A 19,357-nucleotide genomic window follows, 5' to 3' on the forward strand; every position below is an offset into this window, starting at 1 on the left:
AGCCATCACGACCTCCCACGATCACCACTTGTCGCAACGACCGTATGAATCCACCACGCGAGAATCGGCACTCAAGCCACCCTCGTGCGGCTGCGCACCTGGCGCCAGAGCACGACGGCGGCCCGCCACCCGAGCAGCAGGGCCCCGAGGGTCAGGAGAGCCACCAGGGGGAAGGCGCCGGAGAGGCCGCCTCCGGTGAGTCCGCGCAGCGCGAGTCCACCGGCCGCTGTGATGAGCCAGATCAACGCGCCCGTCGGCCACACCTGGTACGGGTGGCGCCATGCCCGGGACACCAGCCAGCCCGCGGCGAGAGCGACCAAGAACGGCCAAGCTGTTCCGAGCGTTCCCAGCAGGACCCCGGCGTCGTGGTGGGTGCCGCGCCCAGCAATCACGAACACCAGCACGGCCAGCACGTCACTGGCGATGGCCCACCAGCGGTGACCGCTCGGTCGGGAGGGAGCTGGCGCCGTCGGGCGGGGGCACTCGCTCAGACCAGCCGCCCAACGGTCGCGAGTGCGGTGCGCACCAGGGCCCCGTGCCCGTCCACCATGTCTGCTTGCACCATCGGGGAGACCGCCTCCTCAGGCGTGAACCAGCCGATGTCGAGGGCATCCTGCTGGGGGCTGCAGTCGCCGTCCACAGGGACGATGTAGGCCAGCGCGACGGCGTGCTGGCGTGGATCGTGGTACGCGGTGATTCCCGGGGTGGGAAAATACTCGGCCACGGTGAACGGCGTAAGCGTCACCGGTAGCCGGGGGAGTGCCATCGGGCCGAGGTCCTTGTCGAGGTGACGGGCAAGTGCGTCGCGGATCAACTCGTGGTGCATCACCCGGCCGGAGACGAGGGCGCGGGAGATGCCACCGTCGCGCGGGGTACGAAGGAGCAACCCGATCTGCTGGATCACACCATCCGGGTCGACCCGCACGGGGACCACGTCGACGTACAGAATGGGTAACCGGCGGCGAACTGCCGCCAGCTCGTCGGGCTCGAACCAGCCGTCGCCGGTCTCGATCGCAGTCTCGCTCATTACGTGCCGTACCCCGTCGATGAACTCTCGATGAACTGTGCTGGTGTCAGGATCTCACGCACCAGAACCCGGTCGGTCGGTTTCCACAGCAATCGGTTCGTCCGTCACAGTGCGCGAGGGGCCGTCGCTTCGCTCCTCCTCGTCCCGCTCGGGCAGGGTTCCTTCGTCACAGTGCGCGAGGCGGGACTCGAACCCGCACGCCCGAAGGCACAGGAACCTAAATCCTGCGCGGCTGCCAGTTACGCCACTCGCGCGCGTGCCCCTAGCGTAGACCGTGGCCGGGTGCCGTCGCGCACCCCACGGTGCGGACGCGCCCGGACGACCCTTTAGCCTGGGTGCCGTGACGCTCGCATCCCGACCCTCCGCCGTCCTCGTGCTCGACTTCGACGGGACCCTGTGCATCGGTGACGATCCGGTGCTCTTCTACGCCGAGGAGATCCAGCGCCGGCACAACGCGGCCCGTGGCCTCGTGGACCAGACCCGGGAGTTCTTCGCCCGGGTGCGCGACGTCCCCGATGCCCCCGACGGTTATCACGCCGTCGCGACGCTGGCCACCGCGGCCGGCGTCCCGACCTCGGTGCTCGGCGAGGGCTACCTCGCCTCCCGCCGCCGGCTCGATGACGGTGAAGGTGAGACCAACCCGCCCGACGGCGTGGCGGAGCTCCTCACCCAGGTACGTCACCACGGGGTGCAGGTGGTGCTGGTCACGAACGCGCCAGCGGTGGGTGCGCAGAGCTGGATCGAACGGCAGGGACTCGGGTCATTGATCGACCGGCTGTGGCCGGATGCCGGCAAGCCGGCGGCCATGCCCGGGATCCTTGAGGAACTCGCTGCCGGGCTCGCCGGCCCGGGCCGGCTCGCGAGCGTGGGCGATGTGTGGATCAACGATGTGGAGCCGGCCGTGCGACGTGGTTCGGCAGGATTCTTCATCGACAGGTTCGGGCGGGGAGACGGGCCGTGTACCGCTGCAGCGCCCACATTCGAGGAACTGGCGCCGGCGATCGCGTCGTGGGCTCGCGAGCACCTCGGGGCTGACGACGTGGCGTCCTGAACAGTGCGCCCCGGTGCCGCCGCGCCGGAAAAGTCTCGATCGTTCCGTGAGTGTTTACCGGACTGCAACCCTGTATCCCTAGCGCGTTCGCCTTTGCCTCAGTAGCGTGCAACTCGTGTTCACCGCGCCCGCGGCTGACGTAATGACGTTGCGGGGGCAACCGATGGTGCCGATCGGCACCCTGACCTTACGAGGGTGAAAGATGAAGCGTGCGATGCGATTCGCGGCGATCGGCGCCGCGGCTGCGCTTGCTCTGACGGCATGTGCGAGCGAGGAACCGGCCGATGACGAGACGACCGCCGAGGAGACCGGCGGCGAGGATGCCGGTGACGAGACCGGCGAGGACATGGCCGACCCCGAGGAGCTCGTGCTCGGCTTGGTGCCGTCCCAGGACATGGATGCGCTGGTGGAGGACGCCGATCAGCTCGGCGCCCTGATCGAGGCCGAGCTCGGCATCCCCGTGACGACCACAGTGACCGACAGCTACGCCGGCCTGGTGACCGCGATGCAGACCGGTCAGGCCCATATCGGCATGTTCGGACCGATCGCTCTGGTGCAGGCTGCCGACCAGGCCGGTGCCCAGATCGTCCTGCAGTCGGTGCGCTACGGCACGTCGACCTATCACACCCAGTGGTTCACCAACGACCCGGACACCTACTGCCTGGACGAGGTGGTGGAGGTCGAGCAGGAGGACGGTGCGATCTACACCTTCTGCAACGGCACCGATGAGGCGGAGACCGGCCCGGCCGGCGAGGATGCCCTGGCCCTCATCGAGCAGGACACGCAGATCTCGATGGTCGACGAGTCCTCCGCATCCGGCTACTACTACCCGGCGACCCAGCTCGAGCGGGTCGCAGGCCTGGACCCGCTGGCGCTCAACACGCTGTTTGCGGGCGGTCACCCGAACTCGATCATCAACGTGGCCAGCGGTGACTACGCAGTGGGCGTCAGCTTCGACGACGCCCGCGACAACGTGGTGGAGGAGAACCCGCAGATCGGTGAAGAGGTGACGGTCTTCGCCTACTCCGACGAGATCCCGAACGACGGCGTCGCCGTCGCCGGTGACCTGTCCGAGGACCTGCAGCAGCGCATCGCCGACGCGATGGTCGCCGTGATCGAGACCGAGGAGGGGGCCACCGCCTTCGACGAGGTGTACTCGATCGAGGGGCTCGTGGAGGCCGACCTGGAGGCTCTGGACGCCGCCCGGCAGGTCGAGGCGAACTTCGCCGGCCTGTGACCGCCAGCTAGCTCTCGGCGCGGGCGGGGTGCATGCACCCCGCCCGCGCCCACGCGTGAGAAGGAATCAGATGATTGAGTTCCGCGACGTGTCCGTCACGTACCCGAACGGCACGAAGGCTCTCGACGGCGTCGACCTCACCATCCCGGACGGTCAGTTCGTCGTGGTGGTCGGACTCTCCGGTGCCGGGAAGTCCACGCTGGTGCGCACCATCAACGGCATCGTGCCGGCCACCGGCGGTGAGCTGTTGGTGGACGGTGCGCCCGTGGCGGCCGCCAACCGGAGACAGTTGCGTCGGCTGCGCTCCCAGGTCGGGATGATCTTCCAGTCGTTCAACCTGGTGAATCGGACGACGGTGATGAACAACGTGCTGACCGGTCGGCTGCACTCGGCGGGTTTCCTGCGATCGATGTTCGGCTGGTTCTCGGGCGCAGACAAGGAGGTCGCCTTCGACGCACTGGAGCGTGTAGGCATCCTAGAGAAGGCCTACGTACGCGCCTCTCAGCTCTCCGGCGGTCAGCAGCAGCGGGTCGCGATCGCCCGTGGGCTCGCCCAGCAGCCGAGGATCATGCTCGCCGATGAACCCGTCGCCTCTCTGGATCCGCCGACGGCAGATGCGGTGATGCGGGACCTGCAACGCATCAACCGCGAACTCGGTATCACCACCGTAGTGAATCTGCACTTCCTGGACCTGGCCCGACGTTACGGTGACCGCATCATCGGCATGCGCGCCGGGAAGGTGGTCTTTGACGGCACTGGCGCCGAAGCCGACGATGCCGTCTTCGAGTCCATCTACGGACGCTCCCTGACCGCTGAAGATGTGGTGGAGAAAAAGGCGGGTCCGGTGGCATGAGTACGCCAGCCACTACCGACCGGGCACCGACGGATCAGCCACCCGCCGACCGGCCGGTCAAACCGCCGCCGTCGATCGGCACGGTCGTCGGGCTGCTCGTCTTCGCAGCGATCAGTGTCTACGCTGCCATCGGGATCGAGTTCACACTCCGGCCCCTGTGGGAGGACGTCAACCGCGGCCGGGAGATCGTCGCCCGGTACTTCGACCCCAACTGGGCCATCCTGACCCGGCCGGCAGTTCGCGAAGGGTTTCTGGAGACCCTCTACATCGCGATCATCGCCACGCTGGTGGGCTGTCTGATCGCGCTGGTCTGCGCGATGCTCGCCTCCAAGGTCTCAGCACCCAACACGCCGGTGTACCGGATCACCAAGTTCGTACTCTCGGTGCTCCGCTCGCTGCCGGACCTGGCCTGGGGTCTGTTGTTCGTGGCGTTCGTGGTGAATCCCCAACTTTCGGGTGTACTCGCGCTGACCATGTTCAATATCGGCATCGTCGCCAAGTTGACGTCCGAGAGCATTGACGCGGTGGAGCGTGGGCCGATTGAGGCTGTCGAGGCCGCCGGTGGAAGCCGGTTCCAGCGTGGACGGTACGCGGTGCTCCCGCAGGTGGCTCCGAACTACCTCTCGTACTGCTTCTACGTCTTTGAGATCAACATCCGCGCCTCGGCCGTGCTTGGCATGATCGGTGCGGGCGGTATCGGTACGGTGATCAACATTCTGGTCTCCCGGCTCCAGCACGAGGACCTGGCGGCGGTCGTCTACGCGCTCGTCGTCGTGGTGTTCATCCTTGATCAAGCTTCCCGGGCCGTGCGACGGAGGCTGACATGAGCGCACGCAAGACTCACCCGCCTACCCAGGAGTCCACCACCCGTCCACGCCCGCCGTCGAAGGTGCGCAGCACCGTCTGGCTGCTGGTCAGCGCCCTGATCGTGCTGTTCGCGATCTGGCAGGTGAATGCCGACTGGTCCCGGTTTGCGAATATCTTCACCGAGGCGCCCCGGTACATCGCCCTCATGGGTCAGGGAGTGATCGAGAACCCGTTCACGATGCCGTGGAGCGAGTACTGGACCAAGAGCCTGGCTCTCATGATCGAGTCGTTGCAGATGGCCTGGATCGGCACGCTCATCGGCGCCGTGCTCTCCTTCCCGGTCTCTTTCCTCGCAGCGAGCAACACGGCACCACGCGTGGTGGTCATCGTGACGCGGCAGGTGCTCAACATCATCCGCGCAGTCCCGGAGATCGTGCTGGCACTGGTCTTCATGATCCCGATCTTCGGCCTGGGGCCGCTCGCCGGCGCGATGGCGCTCGGGGTGGGATCGGTGGGCACCCTCGGCAAGCTCTCCAGCGAGGCGATCGAGGGCATCGACCGCGGGCCGCTGGAGGCGCTCGATGCGGCCGGTGCGTCGAAGCTGCAGCAGCTGCGCTGGGCAGTCGTGCCGCAGGTGCTGCCCGAGATCGTCGCCTTCTGGCTCTACCGGTTCGAGATCAACATCCGCGCCGGGGCGATCCTCGGCATCGTCGGTGCCGGGGGCATCGGCTCGATCCTCGACCAGCTCTTCAACGCCCGGGAGTGGGGCCGAATTGGCCTCACGCTCGTCGTGATCATCGTGGTCACCGTGATTGTGGACCAGATCTCAGCGAAGGTCCGGCAGCGCATCATCGCCGGACCGGGCGCACCGGCGGCGGCGAAGCAGGTGCGTGAGCGGGTCGCGGTGTGATGAACGGTAACCCAGAGCCGGGGAGTGTCCCGGCGCTGATCCGTGCTGGCGTCGCGGGCCTGCACCCGAGCGAGCAGCGGGTGGCCCAGGTGTTCATCGATCGCCCCGAGTGGACGATCGAAGCCTCCGCACAGGAGGTGGCAGATGCCGCGGACACCTCACGTGCGACAGTGGTGCGGACAGCGCAGCACCTGGGATTCTCCGGGTACCCGCAGCTCCGGGTCCTGCTGGCCCGGGACGTGGGCCTGAGCGCCCGCGCCGTCGACGAGACAGAACCCAAGGACGCTGCCGGCGTGGTGCGGGCAGTGGTGCGGGACGTGGCCCGGGCAGCCGACGACCTCGCGCTGCTGCTCGATGGTGACGATGTTCATCGAGGTGTGGAGCTGCTGCTGGCTGCTCAATCGGTGCTCGTGATCGGGAACGGGCTGTCTGCTCCGGTGGCGATGGAAGCCGCGATGCGCCTCAACGCGATCGGCCGCAGTGCCGATGCGCCGATGGATCATGTCGCACAGGGAGTGCGGGCCCGGCTTCTCGGCCCCCAGGACCTGTGCATCGTGGTCAGCGGGACCGGGAGCACTCGGCCCACGGTTCAGGCGGCGCGGGCTGCCAGAGATGCCGGGGCCGGGCTGATCGCGTTCACCGCGTTCACGGGCTCACCGTTGACGGAGATCGCCACGGTAAGTTTCGTCTCGGGGCTGGGCTCTTCCTCGTTCCGCGACGAGATCACCCGGACCACGCGTCTGAGTCAGACGATCATGGTCAATGCCCTGATCCGGGCGCTCATCCAGGCAGACCCGGAGAGCGCCCGGCTCGCGCAGGCGCGGATGCTGGACGTGATCGGCGAGGTGTTCCTGCAGGACCCGCCCTGACGGGACCGGTCCTGCCGCCTCGGTCGGCGGGGACCGGTCAGTCGATTCCGAGATCGCGACGAAGCTTGGCGACGTGCCCCTTGGCGCGCACGTTGTACTGAGCCTCCGTGACAGTTCCGTCTTTGCCGACGACGACGGTCGAACGGATCGCGCCGACATAGGTCCGCCCGTAGTTCTTCTTCTCGCCCCACGCCCCGTAGGGCTCGAGTGCGGTGTGCTCGACGTCACTGACCAACGGGAAGGTCAAGGACTCGTCATCGGTGAACTTCTTGAGTTTATCGACCGGGTCCGGTGAGACGCCCACGACGGAATAGCCGGCCGCGGTCAACGATGCGAGCGAGTCGCGGAAGTCGCACGCCTGCGTGGTGCAGCCCGGGGTGCTGGCGGCGGGGTAGAAGTACACGATCACGCCGTTTTCGGCGGAATCGCGCGCCTCGGCGAGAGAGAACGAACCGCCGTCGGCAGTGGGCAAGGTGAAGTCGGGCGCGGCCTGGCCCGGCTCGAGTCGCGGCATGGATGACCTCCGTGGTTAGGGTGCGGCTCCACCCTACGTGGCGTGCGTCACTGCCGGTGTTCTTGGTTCGCATCGGCGGTGCGAGCGCTGCTAGTATTGCTGTCGCGCTCGCACCTCTAGCTCAATTGGCAGAGCAAGTGACTCTTAATCACTGGGTTCCGGGTTCGAGTCCCGGGGGGTGTACCCCAGACGGCCCGTCAGCACCACGCTGGCGGGCCGTCGCCGTTCCCACGAGGCCGTCAGTGCATGTGGTCAGTCCCAGTCGGCCCGGCCTCGCGATCCGTCGCTAGGGGCGCTGGACGAGGAGGGCGCCCGGCAGGAGCGAAATGCTCACGGCAGAGACCAGACCGAAGCTGTCTCCGTCGAGCTGGATGTGCTGCGCTTCGTCGAACCGGGCCGTGAACGTGCGATCGCGCACATACTGCATGGCGCGCAGGTCGGGTGCCGCGCGCAGGACGACGCGTCCGCCCTCCGTGTGGTGGAGCATCCCGCCGATCCCGAGCCGGGCTGCCACGCGGAGCCACTGCCAGAACCCTTTGGGTCGTAGCAGGATGACGTCGAGCAACCCGTCGTCGGGTTCGGCGTCCGGCAGCAGGAGGATGCCGGCCGGGAGCGTGCCGCAGTTGCCGACGATCACGGTGTGTGCAAGAACTGTGCGCTCTGCGGCGTCGCCCACCCGGTAGCGCATCTCGAACTGTTCGTTGCCGAGCACCGACCGGCTGATCGGCTCGGTGTAGGCGAGCCAGCCGATCCGCTTCTTCAGGTTGCTGTTGGTGTCGTTCGCCATCCGCGCGTCGAGGCCCACGCCGGTCATCACGAGGAACATGTGTGTGCCCACCCGGCCGTCCGGGTGCGTGAGCCGGGCGACGCCGACATCGATCGCGTGTGCCGAGCCGGTGAACGCCGCGTGCACGGACGCCTCGATGCTGCCCATCAGGCTGAGGTTGCGGGCCAAGAGGTTTCCTGTTCCGGTGGGGACGACTGCGACGGGTGTTCCGCTCGAGTGCAAGACCTCGGTGACGGCGCGGACGGTACCGTCGCCGCCGACCACGATCACGACCGTCGGGGCGTGCTCCAGCGCGGCGCGCGCGACGTCACGTCCGGGATCGTCGGCGGATGTCTCGAGCCACACCGAGGGGCACCAGCGGCCCGCCTGCTCCTCGTCGGCGACCGCCGACCGCAACCGTGCCACGTCGACCTTCAAGGGATTGACGATCAGCACCGCCCGGCGCTTCTCTCTCGGCAGGTACTCCTCGGAGTTCTGTCCTGGCACGCGCACACCACCCCTTCGGGGACTCGACCTGTGCCGCTCTGGCGGGCCTGCTCGCCTGGCACGGGACCGACGTTGTCGTGATCATGATCCCATCACGGCCGAGGGGGACCGGGCAGTCGAACCTTGTCAACCATCTGAGCGTGAGCAGGTGCTGGTGGACCTGTCACCGCCTGCGGTCCTATCGTGAGGATCGGCGCCGGCGGGTGCCGGTCGGTGCTTTCGGGTCGCCGGGACGTCGCCGATCGAGTGCGCCCTCACCGCCGAGCCCCCCGAGGAGATCCTCCACATGACAGCCACCGGCACCTCTCCCTACCGAAACCTCGGCCGCAGCGGAGCCGTCGTCTTCGAACAAGCGCTGGGGACGATGACCTTCGGCAAAGAGGCCGACGAGGAGACCTCGCACGCCCTCATCGATGCCTACCTCGAGGCCGGGGGCAACTTCCTCGACACCGCCGACGTCTACAGTCAGGGCGTCAGCGAAGAGATCATCGGACGGTGGCTCGCGGCCCACCCCACACAAGCGCAGCAGGTGGTGATCGCCACCAAGGGCAGGTTCCCCATGGGGGCCGGTCCGAACGACCTGGGTACCTCGCGCCGTCACCTGCGCACTGCGCTGGACGATTCGCTGCGTCGCCTGGGTGTGGACCATATCGACCTGTATCAGCTGCACGCATGGGATGCCCTGACGCCGCTGGAGGAGACGTTGCGATTCCTCGACGACGCCGTCTCCGCCGGCAAGATCGGCTACTACGGGTTCTCGAACTTCACCGGTTGGCAAATCACCAAGGCCGTGCACCTCGCTGAGCGGCACGGCTGGGCCCTCCCGGCGACTCTGCAGCCGCAGTACAGCCTGCTCGTGCGCGGCATCGAGCACGAGATCGTACCCGCCTCGCTCGACGCCGGGATCGGCCTGCTGCCCTGGTCTCCGCTGGGTGGCGGCTGGCTCAGTGGGAAGTACCAGCGTGACGTCCCCCCGACCGGTGCGACCCGTCTCGGTGAAAACCCGGAGCGGGGGATGGAGGCGTGGCGCAAGCGCAACGACAGTGAGCGCACCTGGCGGATTCTTGACGCAGTCACGGACATTGCCACGGCTCACGGATCGAGCCGGTCGCAGGTGGCGCTCGCATGGCTCAGCGCCCAGCCCGGCGTCACGTCGGTGATTCTCGGAGCGCGGTCTCTCGACCAGCTCCGCGACAACCTCGGTGCCGTGCAGCTGCACCTGACCGACGAGGACCTCGCTCGCCTCACTGAGGCCAGTGCGCCAGAGACGGAGGACTACCCCTACGGCGGTCCCGGGGTCAACCAGCGGCACCGCAAGCTCGAGGGCGGCCGCTGAGAACCCGCGCTCCTCAGGAGAGTGGCACCGGCGTCCGGTCGAGGTTTAGTACGGTTTCATCGTGACCACCTCACCCGACGCCGGTGCACGGCTCGCCCTCGTGACCTGTTCCGCACTGCCCGATCTGCATCCTGAGGATGCCCCGTTGATCGAGGCACTCGCCGCACGTGAGGTATCTGCCGATGTCCTCGTGTGGGATGACCCCGAGGTGGACTGGTCCGTCTACGACCTCGTGGTGCTGCGTTCGGTGTGGGACTACACCTCCCAGCGCAAGAAGTTCCTCTCGTGGGCCGGTTCCGTGCCGCGCCTGGTGAACCCGCCGAACGTGGTGCGCTGGAACATCGACAAGCACTACCTGCAGGCGCTGGAGGACCACGGGCTGCCCGTCGTCCAGACCACCTGGCTGGAGCCGGAGGCAGGCTATGACAAGCGCGGCCTGCACAACCGGTTCCCGGCACGCGAGGACTTCGTGATCAAGCCCGCCGTGGCAGCAGGATCGGAAGGGGCGGGGCGCTACACCGCCACCGATGCGAACTCCCGCCGGTACGCCATCGAGCATGCGAAGAACATGATCGAGGCGGGCCACAGCGTGATGGTGCAGCGGTACATGCCGGAGGTGGACTCACACGGTGAGATTGCGCTGGTGTTCTTCCACGGAACCTTTTCGCACGCGATGCGCAAAGACGCCATGCTGACCGGCATCGACGACCCGAATGCCTTCCAGGTGGAGGAGATGGAGGCCTACAAGGCCACCCACGCGGAGATCGAGGCGGCGCAGCGGGCGCTCGCCTTCGCCCGTGCCCGGATCCCTGGCCGGAGCATCTCCAGCCGGCCGCTGCCCTACGCCCGCGTGGACCTCATTCCTTCCGGACGCACCCCGGTGGTGATGGAGCTCGAACTCATCGATCCCGCCCTGCACTGCTCCCTGGGTCGCGACGCGATGGCCCGCTTCGCCGACTCGCTCGCCGCGGAGATCCGGATGGGTCCGGACTCGAACAATATCGACCTCGCCTGAACCGCACACTCGCCGGCGTTTCAGGCGCCAGTCTCGTTGTCAGCACCGGCCTCGTCGGTCGAGTCGGTGCCTCGGCGAGTCCGCCGCACCAGCGCGACGGTCACGGTGATAGCGGCGGCCCATACGACCCAGCTGACGGCGTGGTGCAACCAGTACGCGCCGTCGTCGAGTTCGGCGGTGGGGATGATGAGGTTCGCGTAGGCGTACACCAGCACCGTGTTCAGGAGCGCATGCCCGAGCACGGCCGGCCACACCGAGTGCGACAGATACCGCACCGCACTGAGGACGAACGCGGCGAGGAAGAGGTTCACGGTCGTGGCCAGCACTTCACGGCCCGGGATGGTGCCGTCCACGAGATAGGTCGCGGTCAGCGGGAGGTGCCACAGCGACCACACCACCGCGATCGCCGTGCTCGCTCGCCAGAATCCCCACGGTGCCAGAAGCGTGGTGAGGTAGCCGCGCCAGGCCACCTCCTCGCCGATGGTCATGACCGTGGTGACCACGACGAGCGGGAGGATCAGAGCGGCGGTTGAGGCTGCGCCGTCGGCAATCGTGAGTTCCTCCGCTCCGACGCCGACCGAGACGGCGATGGTGATCGCCGGCACCAGCACCAGCACCACGATCACCAGCAGGCCGGCCCGCCCGATCGGGGCAAACGGTCGCAACGGTGTGATGGCGGACTGACGCAGGAACGACCTGCCACGCCGGGTGATCAGGTGCACCCCGAGCATCACCACCAGCGGGAGCCACTGCAGGACGGGTGTGAGCGGGCCGAGCAGATCGGTGCTGGTGCCACCGAACCAGATCGGGGCCATCGCTGCTGCGGTCAGGAGCAGTAGGACGATCACGAACCCGACGAACGTGCGGACCGCCTCGCTGGGCAGAGGCCCCGCACGGTGCCAAGGAAGAGGGATCAGGTCGCTATTTGTACTCCGTACAGACTCCATGTGGACGACTATACTTCTTCGATGCCACACCGCCGCAACCGAGGCCCTCGCGGTGACCTCGACCTCGAGCGTGTGCTGGATGCGGGCGAGGCGCTGCTGGCCACCGGAGTGCCAGATCGTGTGAGCATCCGGGCGGTCGCCGCATTCCTGGACGTGGCCCCGAATGCCCTCTATACCTACGTTTCCTCCAAGGCCGAGCTGCATCAGCGGCTCGCCGACCGTGGTCTCGCCAGGATCGATCTGGAATCGCTCGCCGCAGGCGCAGGTCCCCCTGCCGATCGGCTGCTCGCGTTTGCGATGCAGGCGCGCCACACGCTGCTCGCCCATCCTGGGGTGCTACGCATCCTGGCCACGACCCCGGTGCGAGGGCCCGCGTCCGTGGCGCTCAACGAAGCGCTGCTACAGACGTGCCGGGACGGCGGACTGGACCTCGCGGGAGCCCGGAGCCTGATCTACGCCCTCACCGTGTTCCTGCACGGTTACCTGTTCCTGGAGATCGGCGATCGTGAACGCGACCAGGAACCCGAGCCGTTCGATATCGACCTGTCGACGGCCCCGTTGACCGCTCGGATGGCTGACCTTCCCTGGGATCCCGCGGGGGAGTTCGCTCGCGGGGTCAGAGCTTTGCTGTCCGGGCACGGACTGCCGGCCCAGACGACATCACATGAGGCATCCGCCGACGGGGATCGGCCCGGCCACCGTGAGGTAGCCGGGCCGGATCGCGCCAGGTGAGGGTGCCAGGTCAGGCATCCTCAGGTCAGGAGTGCTCAGGTCAGGGAATGACGGCGTCCGGCATGTTGTCCATCGCCGCCCGGTTGGCCGCAGCGATGCTCCACGCGGTCTCCCGCGGAGAGACTCCCGTACGCATCGACTCCTCCAGCAGCCGCGCGACCTTGGTGCGCATCTCGGTGTGCAGCCGGTCGAAGGACTCGGCCGGGTCGGCGCCCACCCACCCGAACAGCAGCCACCAGGCCCATGCCGCGGCGCCGGTGTTGGCGACGATGTCCGGGACCACCATCACGTCCCGCCGGGCGAGCATGGCCTCCGCCTCCCGGGTGACGCCGGTGTTCGCGGCCTCGACGATGACCGACGCGGCGACGTCGTCGACGTTCGCGGGTGTGATCGCGTAGGAGATGGCAGCAGGAACGAGGATGTCGGCCTCCACCGCCAGGACTGCCTCGCGGGGCAACTGGGTGACGGTGCGCGGCACCCGGCTGCGGTCAATGGTCCCGTAGTCGTCGCGCAGGTCGAGCAGCGCGGGCACGTCGAGCCCGTTCGGGTCGTACAGCGTGCCGAGCGCATCAGCCATCGCCACCACGTGCACGCCGGCCTCGTGCAGGTAGAACGCAGCAGCTCCGCCCATCGTCCCGACACCCTGGATCGCGACCTCGGGTTGCATCCATGCACGCGTCTCGAAGACGCCGAGGCAGGCCTGCGCCACGCCGTAGCCTCCGATCACGTCACCGAGGACGCACCCGTCGTCGGTCATGATCTCCAGCCCGGCGCGCACCCGATTGAGAGTGTCCGCCGGGTTGCTCGAGCGCTGGATCGCCGCGTGGAACGACTGGCCGAGTCCGACGGCGGCGAACGCGTCATCGATGCGTTGCTGGGTCACGCCGAGGTCCTCAGCGGTCACCCAGTGGGCGTCCAGCCACGGCTTCATATCAGCGAAGAAGCGCTCCAGCACACCGGTGGCGCGCGGATCCTGCGGGTCGAAGTCGATCCCGCCCTTGGCGCCACCGACCGGGAGCCCGAAGACGGCGGTCTTGGCGGCCATGCCGCGGGCCAGGTCCTCCACCTCGGAGAGCGTGCATCCCGGGCGCATCCGGGTACCGCCGGTGGCCAGGCCGGAGACGAGGGTCTGGATGACGAGGTAACCGTGAGCGCCGGTGACCGGGTCGGTCCAGTGGATCCGCCGGTACGGCTCGGTTCGGTTCTCGACGCCTGTCAGCGACTGGCCGGCGCGGCCGTCGTCGGCGGATGGATTCTGCCACCGTGTGTCGAGAGTCGTCATCACGATCACCTCCTGCTGGTCGTCTTCTCGGTCCCTGAGGAGAGCCCTGACGGCGTCCCTCACCTGGTGCTTCCAGCGTGCGGGTGGCACGGCCGTACGTCTAGCAACGGTTCATGCACGGAATCGTTCAGTTCTGCTTCAGATTTGACTTCTGGCGCGTACTCTGGCCGATATGGAGCTGTCTCTACGCCGCCTGCGGATGCTGCGCGAGCTCCATCGCCGCGGAACTGTGACCGGTGCGGCAGCAAGCCTGCACTACAGCCCGTCGGCGGTGTCTCAGCAGCTCGCTCAGCTGGAGCGCGAGGTGGGTGCCACCCTGTTCGAGCGGATGGGACGCCGGATCCGCCTCACCGAGCTGGGGGTGTTGCTCACCGAGCACGCTGAGGACATCCTCGATTCGGTCGAGCGTGCCGAGATGGCGCTCGAACACGCTCAGGGCGGTGTGGTCTCGCGGCTCGAAGGAGGGGTGTGGGCATCGGTCGCCTCGGGCTTGCTCCCGACGGCGTTGGCCCGGCTCGCCGAGGAACACCCCGGTATCGAGGTGCGTACCACGGAACTGGCTCCCGAGGACACCGCCGGAGCCGTGCTGGACGGCTCGCTCGACTTCTCATTCGTCATCGACTACTCCGACTACGCCATGCCGTGGGATCCGGCGCTTGCCCGGGAGGTGATCGCGGTGGAGCGGCTGCACGCTGCCGTGCCCGCCGGGTCAATTCTCGAGACCAGCATTTCCCTGGCTGCGCTCGCAGAGACCTCGTGGGTGCTCGCCGGGCCCCGTTCCCACTTCGGCCGGGCCGTGCGGATCGCCTGCCGCCGCAACGGATTTGAACCCCGGATCGCACACGAGGTCGAAGAGCAGTCCACCGCGCTGGCGATGGTGGCAGGTGGTCTGGGTGTCACCTTGGTCTCGGACCTCGTACTCGACGTCGTTCCTGACGGCGTGGACATCATTGCGTTGACCGAGCCGGTCCTGCGCACCGTCTCACTCGCCCACCGGGCCACTACTCCCACCCGGCGCTCCCTGGAGCTCGTGATCGACGCCGTGCGTGCCGCAGCAGCTGAGCGAGGGTTGGCGGCGAGCTCGACACCGCCGTGACCGGGTACGCCGCCAGTCCCGGCAGGTCTCAGTCTCGGGTGAGCCAGCCTGGGTAGAGCCGGTCCTCGCCCAGGGAGTGGGCGAGTTCGGCCCAGACGGCGTACCAGCGTCGGCGCACACGCGCCGGTTCCCACTCGGGAGATCGGAGTTCTGGAGGGACAAGCGGATCGTGACGTAGCGCTCGTTCCATGGCTTCAGCCAGGTGTAGCTGAGCTGCCACGAGGGACGTCGAGCTCGTCGGCGGTGAACTGGAGAGCTCCTCCAGCGTCGCTTCAACACCCCGGTAACCAGTCTCGATAGGTCCTGCTGGCCACAGGCGTTCTGCCAGTTCGGCCGGCGTCGAGCAGCCCGCGACCTCCAGATCGGTTGCGGTTGCTCGAACCAGGCTGACGTCGGTGGAGATCGCGAGTACGCCGTCCAGGGAGTGGGGGCTCACGTAGAGCGACGTTGACAGTGCTGCGGCGCCCGCTCGAATCAGCGCTCGTCGTGCAGTATCTCGTTGCGCGCGGTTGCTCTCCGCAGCGCTGACGGCGGTGAGACGCCACTTCCCATCCCACGAGGCGTACCCGTGGTCCTGTGCGACGGCAAGCCGGAATGCTACGCGGTCCCGCTCGAGACGGGCACGTCCACTCGCAGTGGGTGCTATCTGTGCCGCGCGTCCTCTGCCATGTTGTCGAAGGTCGCCCTGGGCAACCATCCGTCGTACGGCGAGTCGGAGAGTGTGGTCGTTGATTCCGACTGCATGTGCTGCCGCGTAGATCGGTTCCATGTCGGCGGTGCCCGTAGCGGGCAGGTGTGCCTCGAGGACCGTGCGGGGCGAGATGGCGGGTTCGGTAGATCTCATGCCCTCACCTCCTTGTGCATGGTGGCGTATGACGCGAAGCCGTAGAGGTGGCGCAACGGGCCGAGCGTGTCTTCGCCGACCACCTGGTAGCCGCGTCGCAGGTAGAGCGACCGAGCGCGTGGATTGGTGCTGATGACCGAGAGTTGCACCCGCGTCGCGCCCGACGAGCGAGCGTGATCCTCTGCAGCGGCCAACAGGGCCGTGCCGACTCCGCGACCTCGAGAGGTGGCTGCGACACAGATCCCGTCGAGCACCAGGGTGCCCGGCGAGGGTGATCTCGATAGCGGGGCGAGTGCGAGCAGGGCCCATGATGCACCGAGAACACCGAGGCGCCGGCGCAGGACACTCCAGGTCAGATCGACGGCCCCCGCTGCACTGTCGTAGAAGCCGCACATGCCGAGAACAGAGTGCTCGGATCTGGCCACGAGGACTCGCTCCGACTGCAGTGCGGAGGTCACCTCACCTGCACCAACGTGCTCGCTGGAGAAGGCGATCCTGAGCTTCGGTCCGAAGGCCTCCCAGTAGAGCGCCCCGACAACGTCACGCTCGGCTTCGGAGAATCCTCGTTCGACCACACAATCACCACGGATCATTCATATCATGTAGCGTACGAACGTGAACAGAACGAGAGTCGCTCGCCGGATGGTGATACGGACGGCTGTTGTGCTGACCCTCACGCTGTGCGCGCTGTTGGTCACCGCTCTGGTTGGTCACGATTATCGATATGAAGAACGTCGACTCACGATCGACCTGCCGGACGTTTCCCTGGACGCCATACTGACGACGCCGGAGCGTGTTCCGGCCCGCGGAATCGTCGTCGTGATCCACGGGGACGGTGCCGTGGACAGCACGCATGACGGTGGGTACAACCCCTGGTTCGAGGCTGCAGCCGATGCTGGCTTCGCCACCCTGTCCTGGAGCAAGCCGGGCGTCGGTGGCTCGACTGGGAACTGGCTACATCAGAGCATGGCTGATCGAGCCGATGAAGCCTCTGCCGTGATCGACTGGGCGCTGGCGAACGAGATCGCACCGACCGGGACGATCGTGCTGTGGGGTGCCAGTCAGGCCGGTTGGGTGCTGCCGGAGGTCGTGGCCGCACGGACTGACATCGATGCGGTCGTCGCAGTGAGTCCAGCGATCAACTGGCTCCGGCAAGGGAGGTTCCATCTCCTGGCCGAACTCGACCACGACGGTGCTGGCACGAGCGAGCGGGCTCAGGCGATCCGTGTCAGCGATCGTGTGCGAGAGCTCTTGCGTAGCGGAGTTGACTACGCGACCTACCTCGACCTGACCCTGGAGTCGCACCCGATGAGTGCCGATCGTTGGCAGTTCGCGCTGCTCAATTACACCTCCGACGCCGAGGCAGGTCTTGCTGCCATGGCCGCGAGGGACATCCCGGTTCTGCTCATGCTCGCCGAGCATGACCGTCACGTCGATATCGATGAGACGGCCACGACGTATCGGCGACTGCTCGAGGAGGCGCTGACCATGGAGTACGTCGATGCGGCACATTCCATGGTGAGACGTCCCATGGACGACTCGCCCGGTCTGGCTTTCGTGACGGCGATCATGTGGCCGCGCGCCTTGTTCTCCGCCGAGACGCTTGACAGCTACCGGGACTTCCTCGTGGCGCAGTGACCTGCCTGTTATCTCGGGAGATCGAGCCGTGCGATGAGGCCTCCTCCTGGGTTTGCTTCGAGCGTCAGCGTCCCTTCGTGCGCGTGGGCGATGGCGGCGACGATAGCGAGGCCGAGCCCGTGGCCGGTGCCGCGCGTGACGGTGCGGCCGTTGCCGCGGGCGAACGGTTCGGTGAGCTGATCGAGCGTGTCGCCGTCGACGACGGCGCCGGTGTTGGTGATCGTGAGGCGTGTCCGGTCGGCGCCGGTCGAGGTGGCGATCGCGATCGTCCCGCCGGCGTGGTTGTGCCGGGCGGCATTGCGCAGCAGGTTGGAGATGGCCTGGCGCAGCAGGATCGCGTTCCCGAGGGTCCTCGCGCCGGCAGTCTCGACCGTGACGGTGAGGTCCTTGGCCTCGATCTCGTCGGCGAGTTCTGTCATGACCTCGTCGATGAGTGGGGTGAGGTCAACCGGTTCGGGGGCAAGGAGGGCGTTGCTTGCGCTGGCGAGGTTGAGAAGGGCCTCGACGGTGTCGATGTGGGACTGGTTGACGTCGCGGATGCGTTCGGCCAGCGCACGGAGCTCGCAGGCCTCAGCGTCCGGGTCTGCGAGGGTGACGTCGATCATGGTCTTGACGGTGGTCAGCGGGCTGCGCAGCTCGTGGGAGGCGTTGGCGGCGAACCGTCGTTGTGCCTGGAATGAGTGCTCGAGCGAGGCGAGCATGCGATCGAAGGTCTCGGACAGGTCGCGGATCTCGTCCCGGGGGCCATCCATGTGGATACGGTGGTCGAGATCGCCGTTGGCAGCGCGGTTGGCGGCGGTGTTGATCGCGGCGATCGGCTCGATGATGCGACCGGCCATCACCCACCCGAGCACGGCCCCCAGGACGATGAGGATGCCGAGCGCGATCGCCGAGGCGATCAGGAGGTTCTCGAGGAAGTCGTCGGCGCTCCTGATCTCCAGGGGCTGGGCCGTCCCGAATCCGGTGGGCTCGGTGGGGCCGGAGGCGGCGTCGGGGGACGCGCTCGGATCGAGTTCGGGCGCCTGGCGTACCTGCAGGTCGTAGCTCGGTACGTACCGCATATAGAGATAGAGCAGTGCGATGAACACGATGCCGCACACGGAGACGAGGCCGGCATAACTCGCGCACAGGCGCGCGCGGATCGTCAGTCTGCGCCTGCGCGAGGCGGAACGCGGTTCCTGCGCGGTCATGCGGCGGGGCCGAACCGGTAGCCGGCCCCCGGCACAGTCTCGATGACCCAGGGCCGGCCGAGGCGTTTGCGAAGATTGGAGACGGTGACGCGGACCGTATTGCTGAATGGATCCGCATTGGCGTCCCAGGCCTGCTCGAGCAGGCTCTGCGCCCCGAGGGCTCCGCCGTCGGCCTTCATGAGGGTGTGCAGGACGGCGAACTCCTTCGGGCTCAGGCGGATGAGGCGCCCACTGCGGTAGACCTCGCGGCGGAACGGATCCAGCCGGACGCCGTGTGCGTCGAGGACCGGCGGACTGGCCGGTTGGTTACGGCGTTCCAGCGCGCGTAGACGCACGACGAGTTCGGGGAACTCGAACGGCTTGGGCAGGTAGTCATCGGCACCGAGCTCGAACCCGGTCACCCGGTCGTCCAGGGTGCCGGCGGCGGTGAGCATGAGCACGCGGACCTCGGGATGCTCGCGGGCAAGGCGAGAGCAGACCTCGTCGCCGTGCACACCGGGCAGGTCGCGATCGAGGACCACGATGTCGTAGTTCTCGTCAATGACAGCATCCAACGCTCGTATGCCGTCATGGACGACGTCCGCGGCGATCGTCTCCCGACGCAAGCCGGTGCGGATGGCGTCGGCGAGGTAGGGGTCGTCCTCCGCGATCAAGACCCGCATCACATACCTCTCCTGACGTGTCGTCTGCCTACGACAGCGAACCACAGCAGGCGTTGCGAGGACATAAAGGAAAC

21 protein-coding genes and 2 tRNA genes are annotated in these 19,357 nt (G+C 67.4%); 12 read left to right on the plus strand and 11 right to left on the minus strand.

Annotation, left to right across the window (positions count from 1 at the left end; translation table 11 throughout):
* Positions 1 to 71: 71 nt before the first annotated feature.
* The 3 genes from FV560_RS13785 to FV560_RS13795 form a co-directional block, all read right to left on the minus strand.
* A complete protein-coding gene (locus FV560_RS13785; RefSeq protein WP_235020130.1) occupies positions 72 to 404 on the minus strand; it encodes a DUF3054 domain-containing protein in 333 nt (110 codons plus the stop codon).
* A gap of 83 nt (positions 405 to 487) precedes the next feature.
* Entirely contained in the window at positions 488 to 1,027 is a 540-nt protein-coding gene (locus FV560_RS13790; RefSeq protein ID WP_159622139.1) for a DUF4916 domain-containing protein, read from the minus strand.
* A 172-nt stretch (positions 1,028 to 1,199) separates the two neighbouring features.
* Positions 1,200 to 1,281, minus strand: a tRNA-Leu gene (locus FV560_RS13795).
* Positions 1,282 to 1,367: 86 nt separating this feature from the next.
* Between FV560_RS13795 and FV560_RS13800 the strand changes: the two genes are divergently transcribed.
* The 6 genes from FV560_RS13800 (at position 1,368) to FV560_RS13825 (ending at position 6,754) form a co-directional block, all read left to right on the plus strand.
* Positions 1,368 to 2,078, plus strand: coding sequence for an HAD family hydrolase (locus FV560_RS13800; RefSeq protein WP_159622140.1), 711 nt, complete (start codon positions 1,368 to 1,370; stop codon positions 2,076 to 2,078).
* 202 nt (positions 2,079 to 2,280) lie between these two features.
* Positions 2,281 to 3,315 (plus strand): phosphate/phosphite/phosphonate ABC transporter substrate-binding protein, encoded by a 1,035-nt coding sequence (gene phnD / locus FV560_RS13805; protein WP_159622141.1) that lies wholly within the window; start codon positions 2,281 to 2,283, stop codon positions 3,313 to 3,315.
* A gap of 70 nt (positions 3,316 to 3,385) precedes the next feature.
* Positions 3,386 to 4,168 (plus strand): phosphonate ABC transporter ATP-binding protein, encoded by a 783-nt coding sequence (phnC, locus tag FV560_RS13810; protein WP_159622142.1) that lies wholly within the window; start codon positions 3,386 to 3,388, stop codon positions 4,166 to 4,168.
* On the plus strand, positions 4,165 to 4,995 hold the full coding sequence (phnE, locus tag FV560_RS13815; RefSeq protein WP_159622143.1) for a phosphonate ABC transporter, permease protein PhnE: 831 nt from the start codon (positions 4,165 to 4,167) through the stop codon (positions 4,993 to 4,995). The genes phnC and phnE (FV560_RS13815) overlap by 4 nt, the downstream gene beginning before the upstream one ends.
* Positions 4,992 to 5,885 (plus strand): phosphonate ABC transporter, permease protein PhnE, encoded by an 894-nt coding sequence (gene phnE, locus FV560_RS13820; RefSeq protein ID WP_159622144.1) that lies wholly within the window; start codon positions 4,992 to 4,994, stop codon positions 5,883 to 5,885. Before phnE (FV560_RS13815) ends, phnE (FV560_RS13820) begins: the two co-directional genes overlap by 4 nt.
* Positions 5,885 to 6,754, plus strand: a complete 870-nt coding sequence (locus tag FV560_RS13825) for a MurR/RpiR family transcriptional regulator (protein ID WP_159622145.1) — start codon at positions 5,885 to 5,887, stop codon at positions 6,752 to 6,754. Before phnE (FV560_RS13820) ends, FV560_RS13825 begins: the two co-directional genes overlap by 1 nt.
* Before the next feature lie 37 nt (positions 6,755 to 6,791).
* Here the strand turns inward: FV560_RS13825 and FV560_RS13830 are convergent, their stop codons facing one another.
* Positions 6,792 to 7,268, minus strand: a complete 477-nt coding sequence (locus FV560_RS13830; RefSeq protein ID WP_159622146.1) for a peroxiredoxin — start codon at positions 7,266 to 7,268, stop codon at positions 6,792 to 6,794.
* Positions 7,269 to 7,378: 110 nt separating this feature from the next.
* Between FV560_RS13830 and FV560_RS13835 the strand changes: the two genes are divergently transcribed.
* Positions 7,379 to 7,451, plus strand: a tRNA-Lys gene (locus FV560_RS13835).
* Between the two features lie 103 nt (positions 7,452 to 7,554).
* Here the strand turns inward: FV560_RS13835 and FV560_RS13840 are convergent.
* The gene (locus tag FV560_RS13840) at positions 7,555 to 8,541 is read right to left on the minus strand and encodes a diacylglycerol/lipid kinase family protein (RefSeq protein WP_159622147.1); all 987 of its coding nucleotides are present in this window, start codon (positions 8,539 to 8,541) and stop codon (positions 7,555 to 7,557) included.
* Between the two features lie 286 nt (positions 8,542 to 8,827).
* Between FV560_RS13840 and FV560_RS13845 the strand changes: the two genes are divergently transcribed.
* Positions 8,828 to 9,877, plus strand: a complete 1,050-nt coding sequence (locus FV560_RS13845; RefSeq protein WP_159622148.1) for an aldo/keto reductase — start codon at positions 8,828 to 8,830, stop codon at positions 9,875 to 9,877.
* Positions 9,878 to 9,938: 61 nt separating this feature from the next.
* Entirely contained in the window at positions 9,939 to 10,892 is a 954-nt protein-coding gene (locus FV560_RS13850) for an ATP-grasp domain-containing protein (RefSeq protein WP_159622149.1), read from the plus strand.
* Positions 10,893 to 10,912: 20 nt separating this feature from the next.
* Here FV560_RS13850 and FV560_RS13855 read toward each other — a convergent pair whose 3' ends face one another.
* A complete protein-coding gene (locus tag FV560_RS13855) occupies positions 10,913 to 11,839 on the minus strand; it encodes a CPBP family intramembrane glutamic endopeptidase (RefSeq protein WP_159622150.1) in 927 nt (308 codons plus the stop codon).
* A gap of 21 nt (positions 11,840 to 11,860) precedes the next feature.
* Here FV560_RS13855 and FV560_RS13860 point away from each other — a divergent pair, with 21 nt between their 5' ends.
* Complete coding sequence (locus FV560_RS13860) at positions 11,861 to 12,571, plus strand: TetR/AcrR family transcriptional regulator (protein WP_159622151.1); 711 nt, start codon at positions 11,861 to 11,863, stop codon at positions 12,569 to 12,571.
* Between the two features lie 40 nt (positions 12,572 to 12,611).
* Here the strand turns inward: FV560_RS13860 and FV560_RS13865 are convergent, their stop codons facing one another.
* Positions 12,612 to 13,853: a Glu/Leu/Phe/Val dehydrogenase dimerization domain-containing protein gene (locus FV560_RS13865; RefSeq protein ID WP_159622152.1), complete on the minus strand. Its 1,242-nt coding sequence runs from the start codon at positions 13,851 to 13,853 to the stop codon at positions 12,612 to 12,614.
* A gap of 172 nt (positions 13,854 to 14,025) precedes the next feature.
* Here FV560_RS13865 and FV560_RS13870 point away from each other — a divergent pair, with 172 nt between their 5' ends.
* A complete protein-coding gene (locus FV560_RS13870) occupies positions 14,026 to 14,949 on the plus strand; it encodes a LysR family transcriptional regulator (RefSeq protein WP_159622153.1) in 924 nt (307 codons plus the stop codon).
* A gap of 28 nt (positions 14,950 to 14,977) precedes the next feature.
* On the opposite strand, the gene FV560_RS13875 is transcribed toward FV560_RS13870, so the two are convergent.
* Positions 14,978 to 15,793 carry a PaaX family transcriptional regulator gene (locus tag FV560_RS13875; protein ID WP_159622154.1) on the minus strand — a complete coding sequence of 272 codons (816 nt, stop codon included), beginning with the start codon at positions 15,791 to 15,793 and terminating at the stop codon, positions 14,978 to 14,980.
* Positions 15,790 to 16,368, minus strand: a complete 579-nt coding sequence (locus FV560_RS13880) for a GNAT family N-acetyltransferase (RefSeq protein WP_200837692.1) — start codon at positions 16,366 to 16,368, stop codon at positions 15,790 to 15,792. Before FV560_RS13880 ends, FV560_RS13875 begins: the two co-directional genes overlap by 4 nt.
* Before the next feature lie 40 nt (positions 16,369 to 16,408).
* Between FV560_RS13880 and FV560_RS13885 the strand changes: the two genes are divergently transcribed.
* Positions 16,409 to 17,431: an alpha/beta hydrolase family protein gene (locus FV560_RS13885; protein WP_235020131.1), complete on the plus strand. Its 1,023-nt coding sequence runs from the start codon at positions 16,409 to 16,411 to the stop codon at positions 17,429 to 17,431.
* An 8-nt stretch (positions 17,432 to 17,439) separates the two neighbouring features.
* Here FV560_RS13885 and FV560_RS13890 read toward each other — a convergent pair whose 3' ends face one another.
* Together FV560_RS13890 and FV560_RS13895 are read right to left on the minus strand one after the other, a co-directional pair.
* Entirely contained in the window at positions 17,440 to 18,621 is a 1,182-nt protein-coding gene (locus tag FV560_RS13890; RefSeq protein ID WP_159622156.1) for a sensor histidine kinase, read from the minus strand.
* Positions 18,618 to 19,283, minus strand: a complete 666-nt coding sequence (locus FV560_RS13895) for a response regulator transcription factor (RefSeq protein ID WP_159622157.1) — start codon at positions 19,281 to 19,283, stop codon at positions 18,618 to 18,620. The genes FV560_RS13890 and FV560_RS13895 overlap by 4 nt, the downstream gene beginning before the upstream one ends.
* Positions 19,284 to 19,357 lie beyond the last annotated feature (74 nt).

The sequence above is a fragment of the Ruania rhizosphaerae genome (genome assembly GCF_009805705.1).
GTDB classification, from domain to species: domain Bacteria; phylum Actinomycetota; class Actinomycetes; order Actinomycetales; family Beutenbergiaceae; genus Ruania; species Ruania rhizosphaerae.

Bases quoted from the DNA above. Each gene is read 5' to 3' on its own strand.
- FV560_RS13790 (WP_159622139.1), bottom strand. From the start codon at position 1,027: ATGAGCGAGACTGCGATCGAGACCGGCGACGGCTGGTTCGAGCCCGAC.
- phnD (WP_159622141.1), top strand. From the start codon at position 2,281: ATGAAGCGTGCGATGCGATTCGCGGCGATCGGCGCCGCGGCTGCGCTT.
- phnC (WP_159622142.1), top strand. From the start codon at position 3,386: ATGATTGAGTTCCGCGACGTGTCCGTCACGTACCCGAACGGCACGAAG.
- phnE (WP_159622143.1), top strand. From the start codon at position 4,165: ATGAGTACGCCAGCCACTACCGACCGGGCACCGACGGATCAGCCACCC.
- phnE (WP_159622144.1), top strand. From the start codon at position 4,992: ATGAGCGCACGCAAGACTCACCCGCCTACCCAGGAGTCCACCACCCGT.
- FV560_RS13825 (WP_159622145.1), top strand. From the start codon at position 5,885: ATGAACGGTAACCCAGAGCCGGGGAGTGTCCCGGCGCTGATCCGTGCT.
- FV560_RS13830 (WP_159622146.1), bottom strand. From the start codon at position 7,268: ATGCCGCGACTCGAGCCGGGCCAGGCCGCGCCCGACTTCACCTTGCCC.
- FV560_RS13845 (WP_159622148.1), top strand. From the start codon at position 8,828: ATGACAGCCACCGGCACCTCTCCCTACCGAAACCTCGGCCGCAGCGGA.
- FV560_RS13855 (WP_159622150.1), bottom strand. From the start codon at position 11,839: ATGGAGTCTGTACGGAGTACAAATAGCGACCTGATCCCTCTTCCTTGG.
- FV560_RS13860 (WP_159622151.1), top strand. From the start codon at position 11,861: ATGCCACACCGCCGCAACCGAGGCCCTCGCGGTGACCTCGACCTCGAG.
- FV560_RS13865 (WP_159622152.1), bottom strand. From the start codon at position 13,853: ATGACGACTCTCGACACACGGTGGCAGAATCCATCCGCCGACGACGGC.
- FV560_RS13870 (WP_159622153.1), top strand. From the start codon at position 14,026: ATGGAGCTGTCTCTACGCCGCCTGCGGATGCTGCGCGAGCTCCATCGC.
- FV560_RS13875 (WP_159622154.1), bottom strand. From the start codon at position 15,793: ATGAGATCTACCGAACCCGCCATCTCGCCCCGCACGGTCCTCGAGGCA.
- FV560_RS13890 (WP_159622156.1), bottom strand. From the start codon at position 18,621: ATGACCGCGCAGGAACCGCGTTCCGCCTCGCGCAGGCGCAGACTGACG.
- FV560_RS13895 (WP_159622157.1), bottom strand. From the start codon at position 19,283: ATGCGGGTCTTGATCGCGGAGGACGACCCCTACCTCGCCGACGCCATC.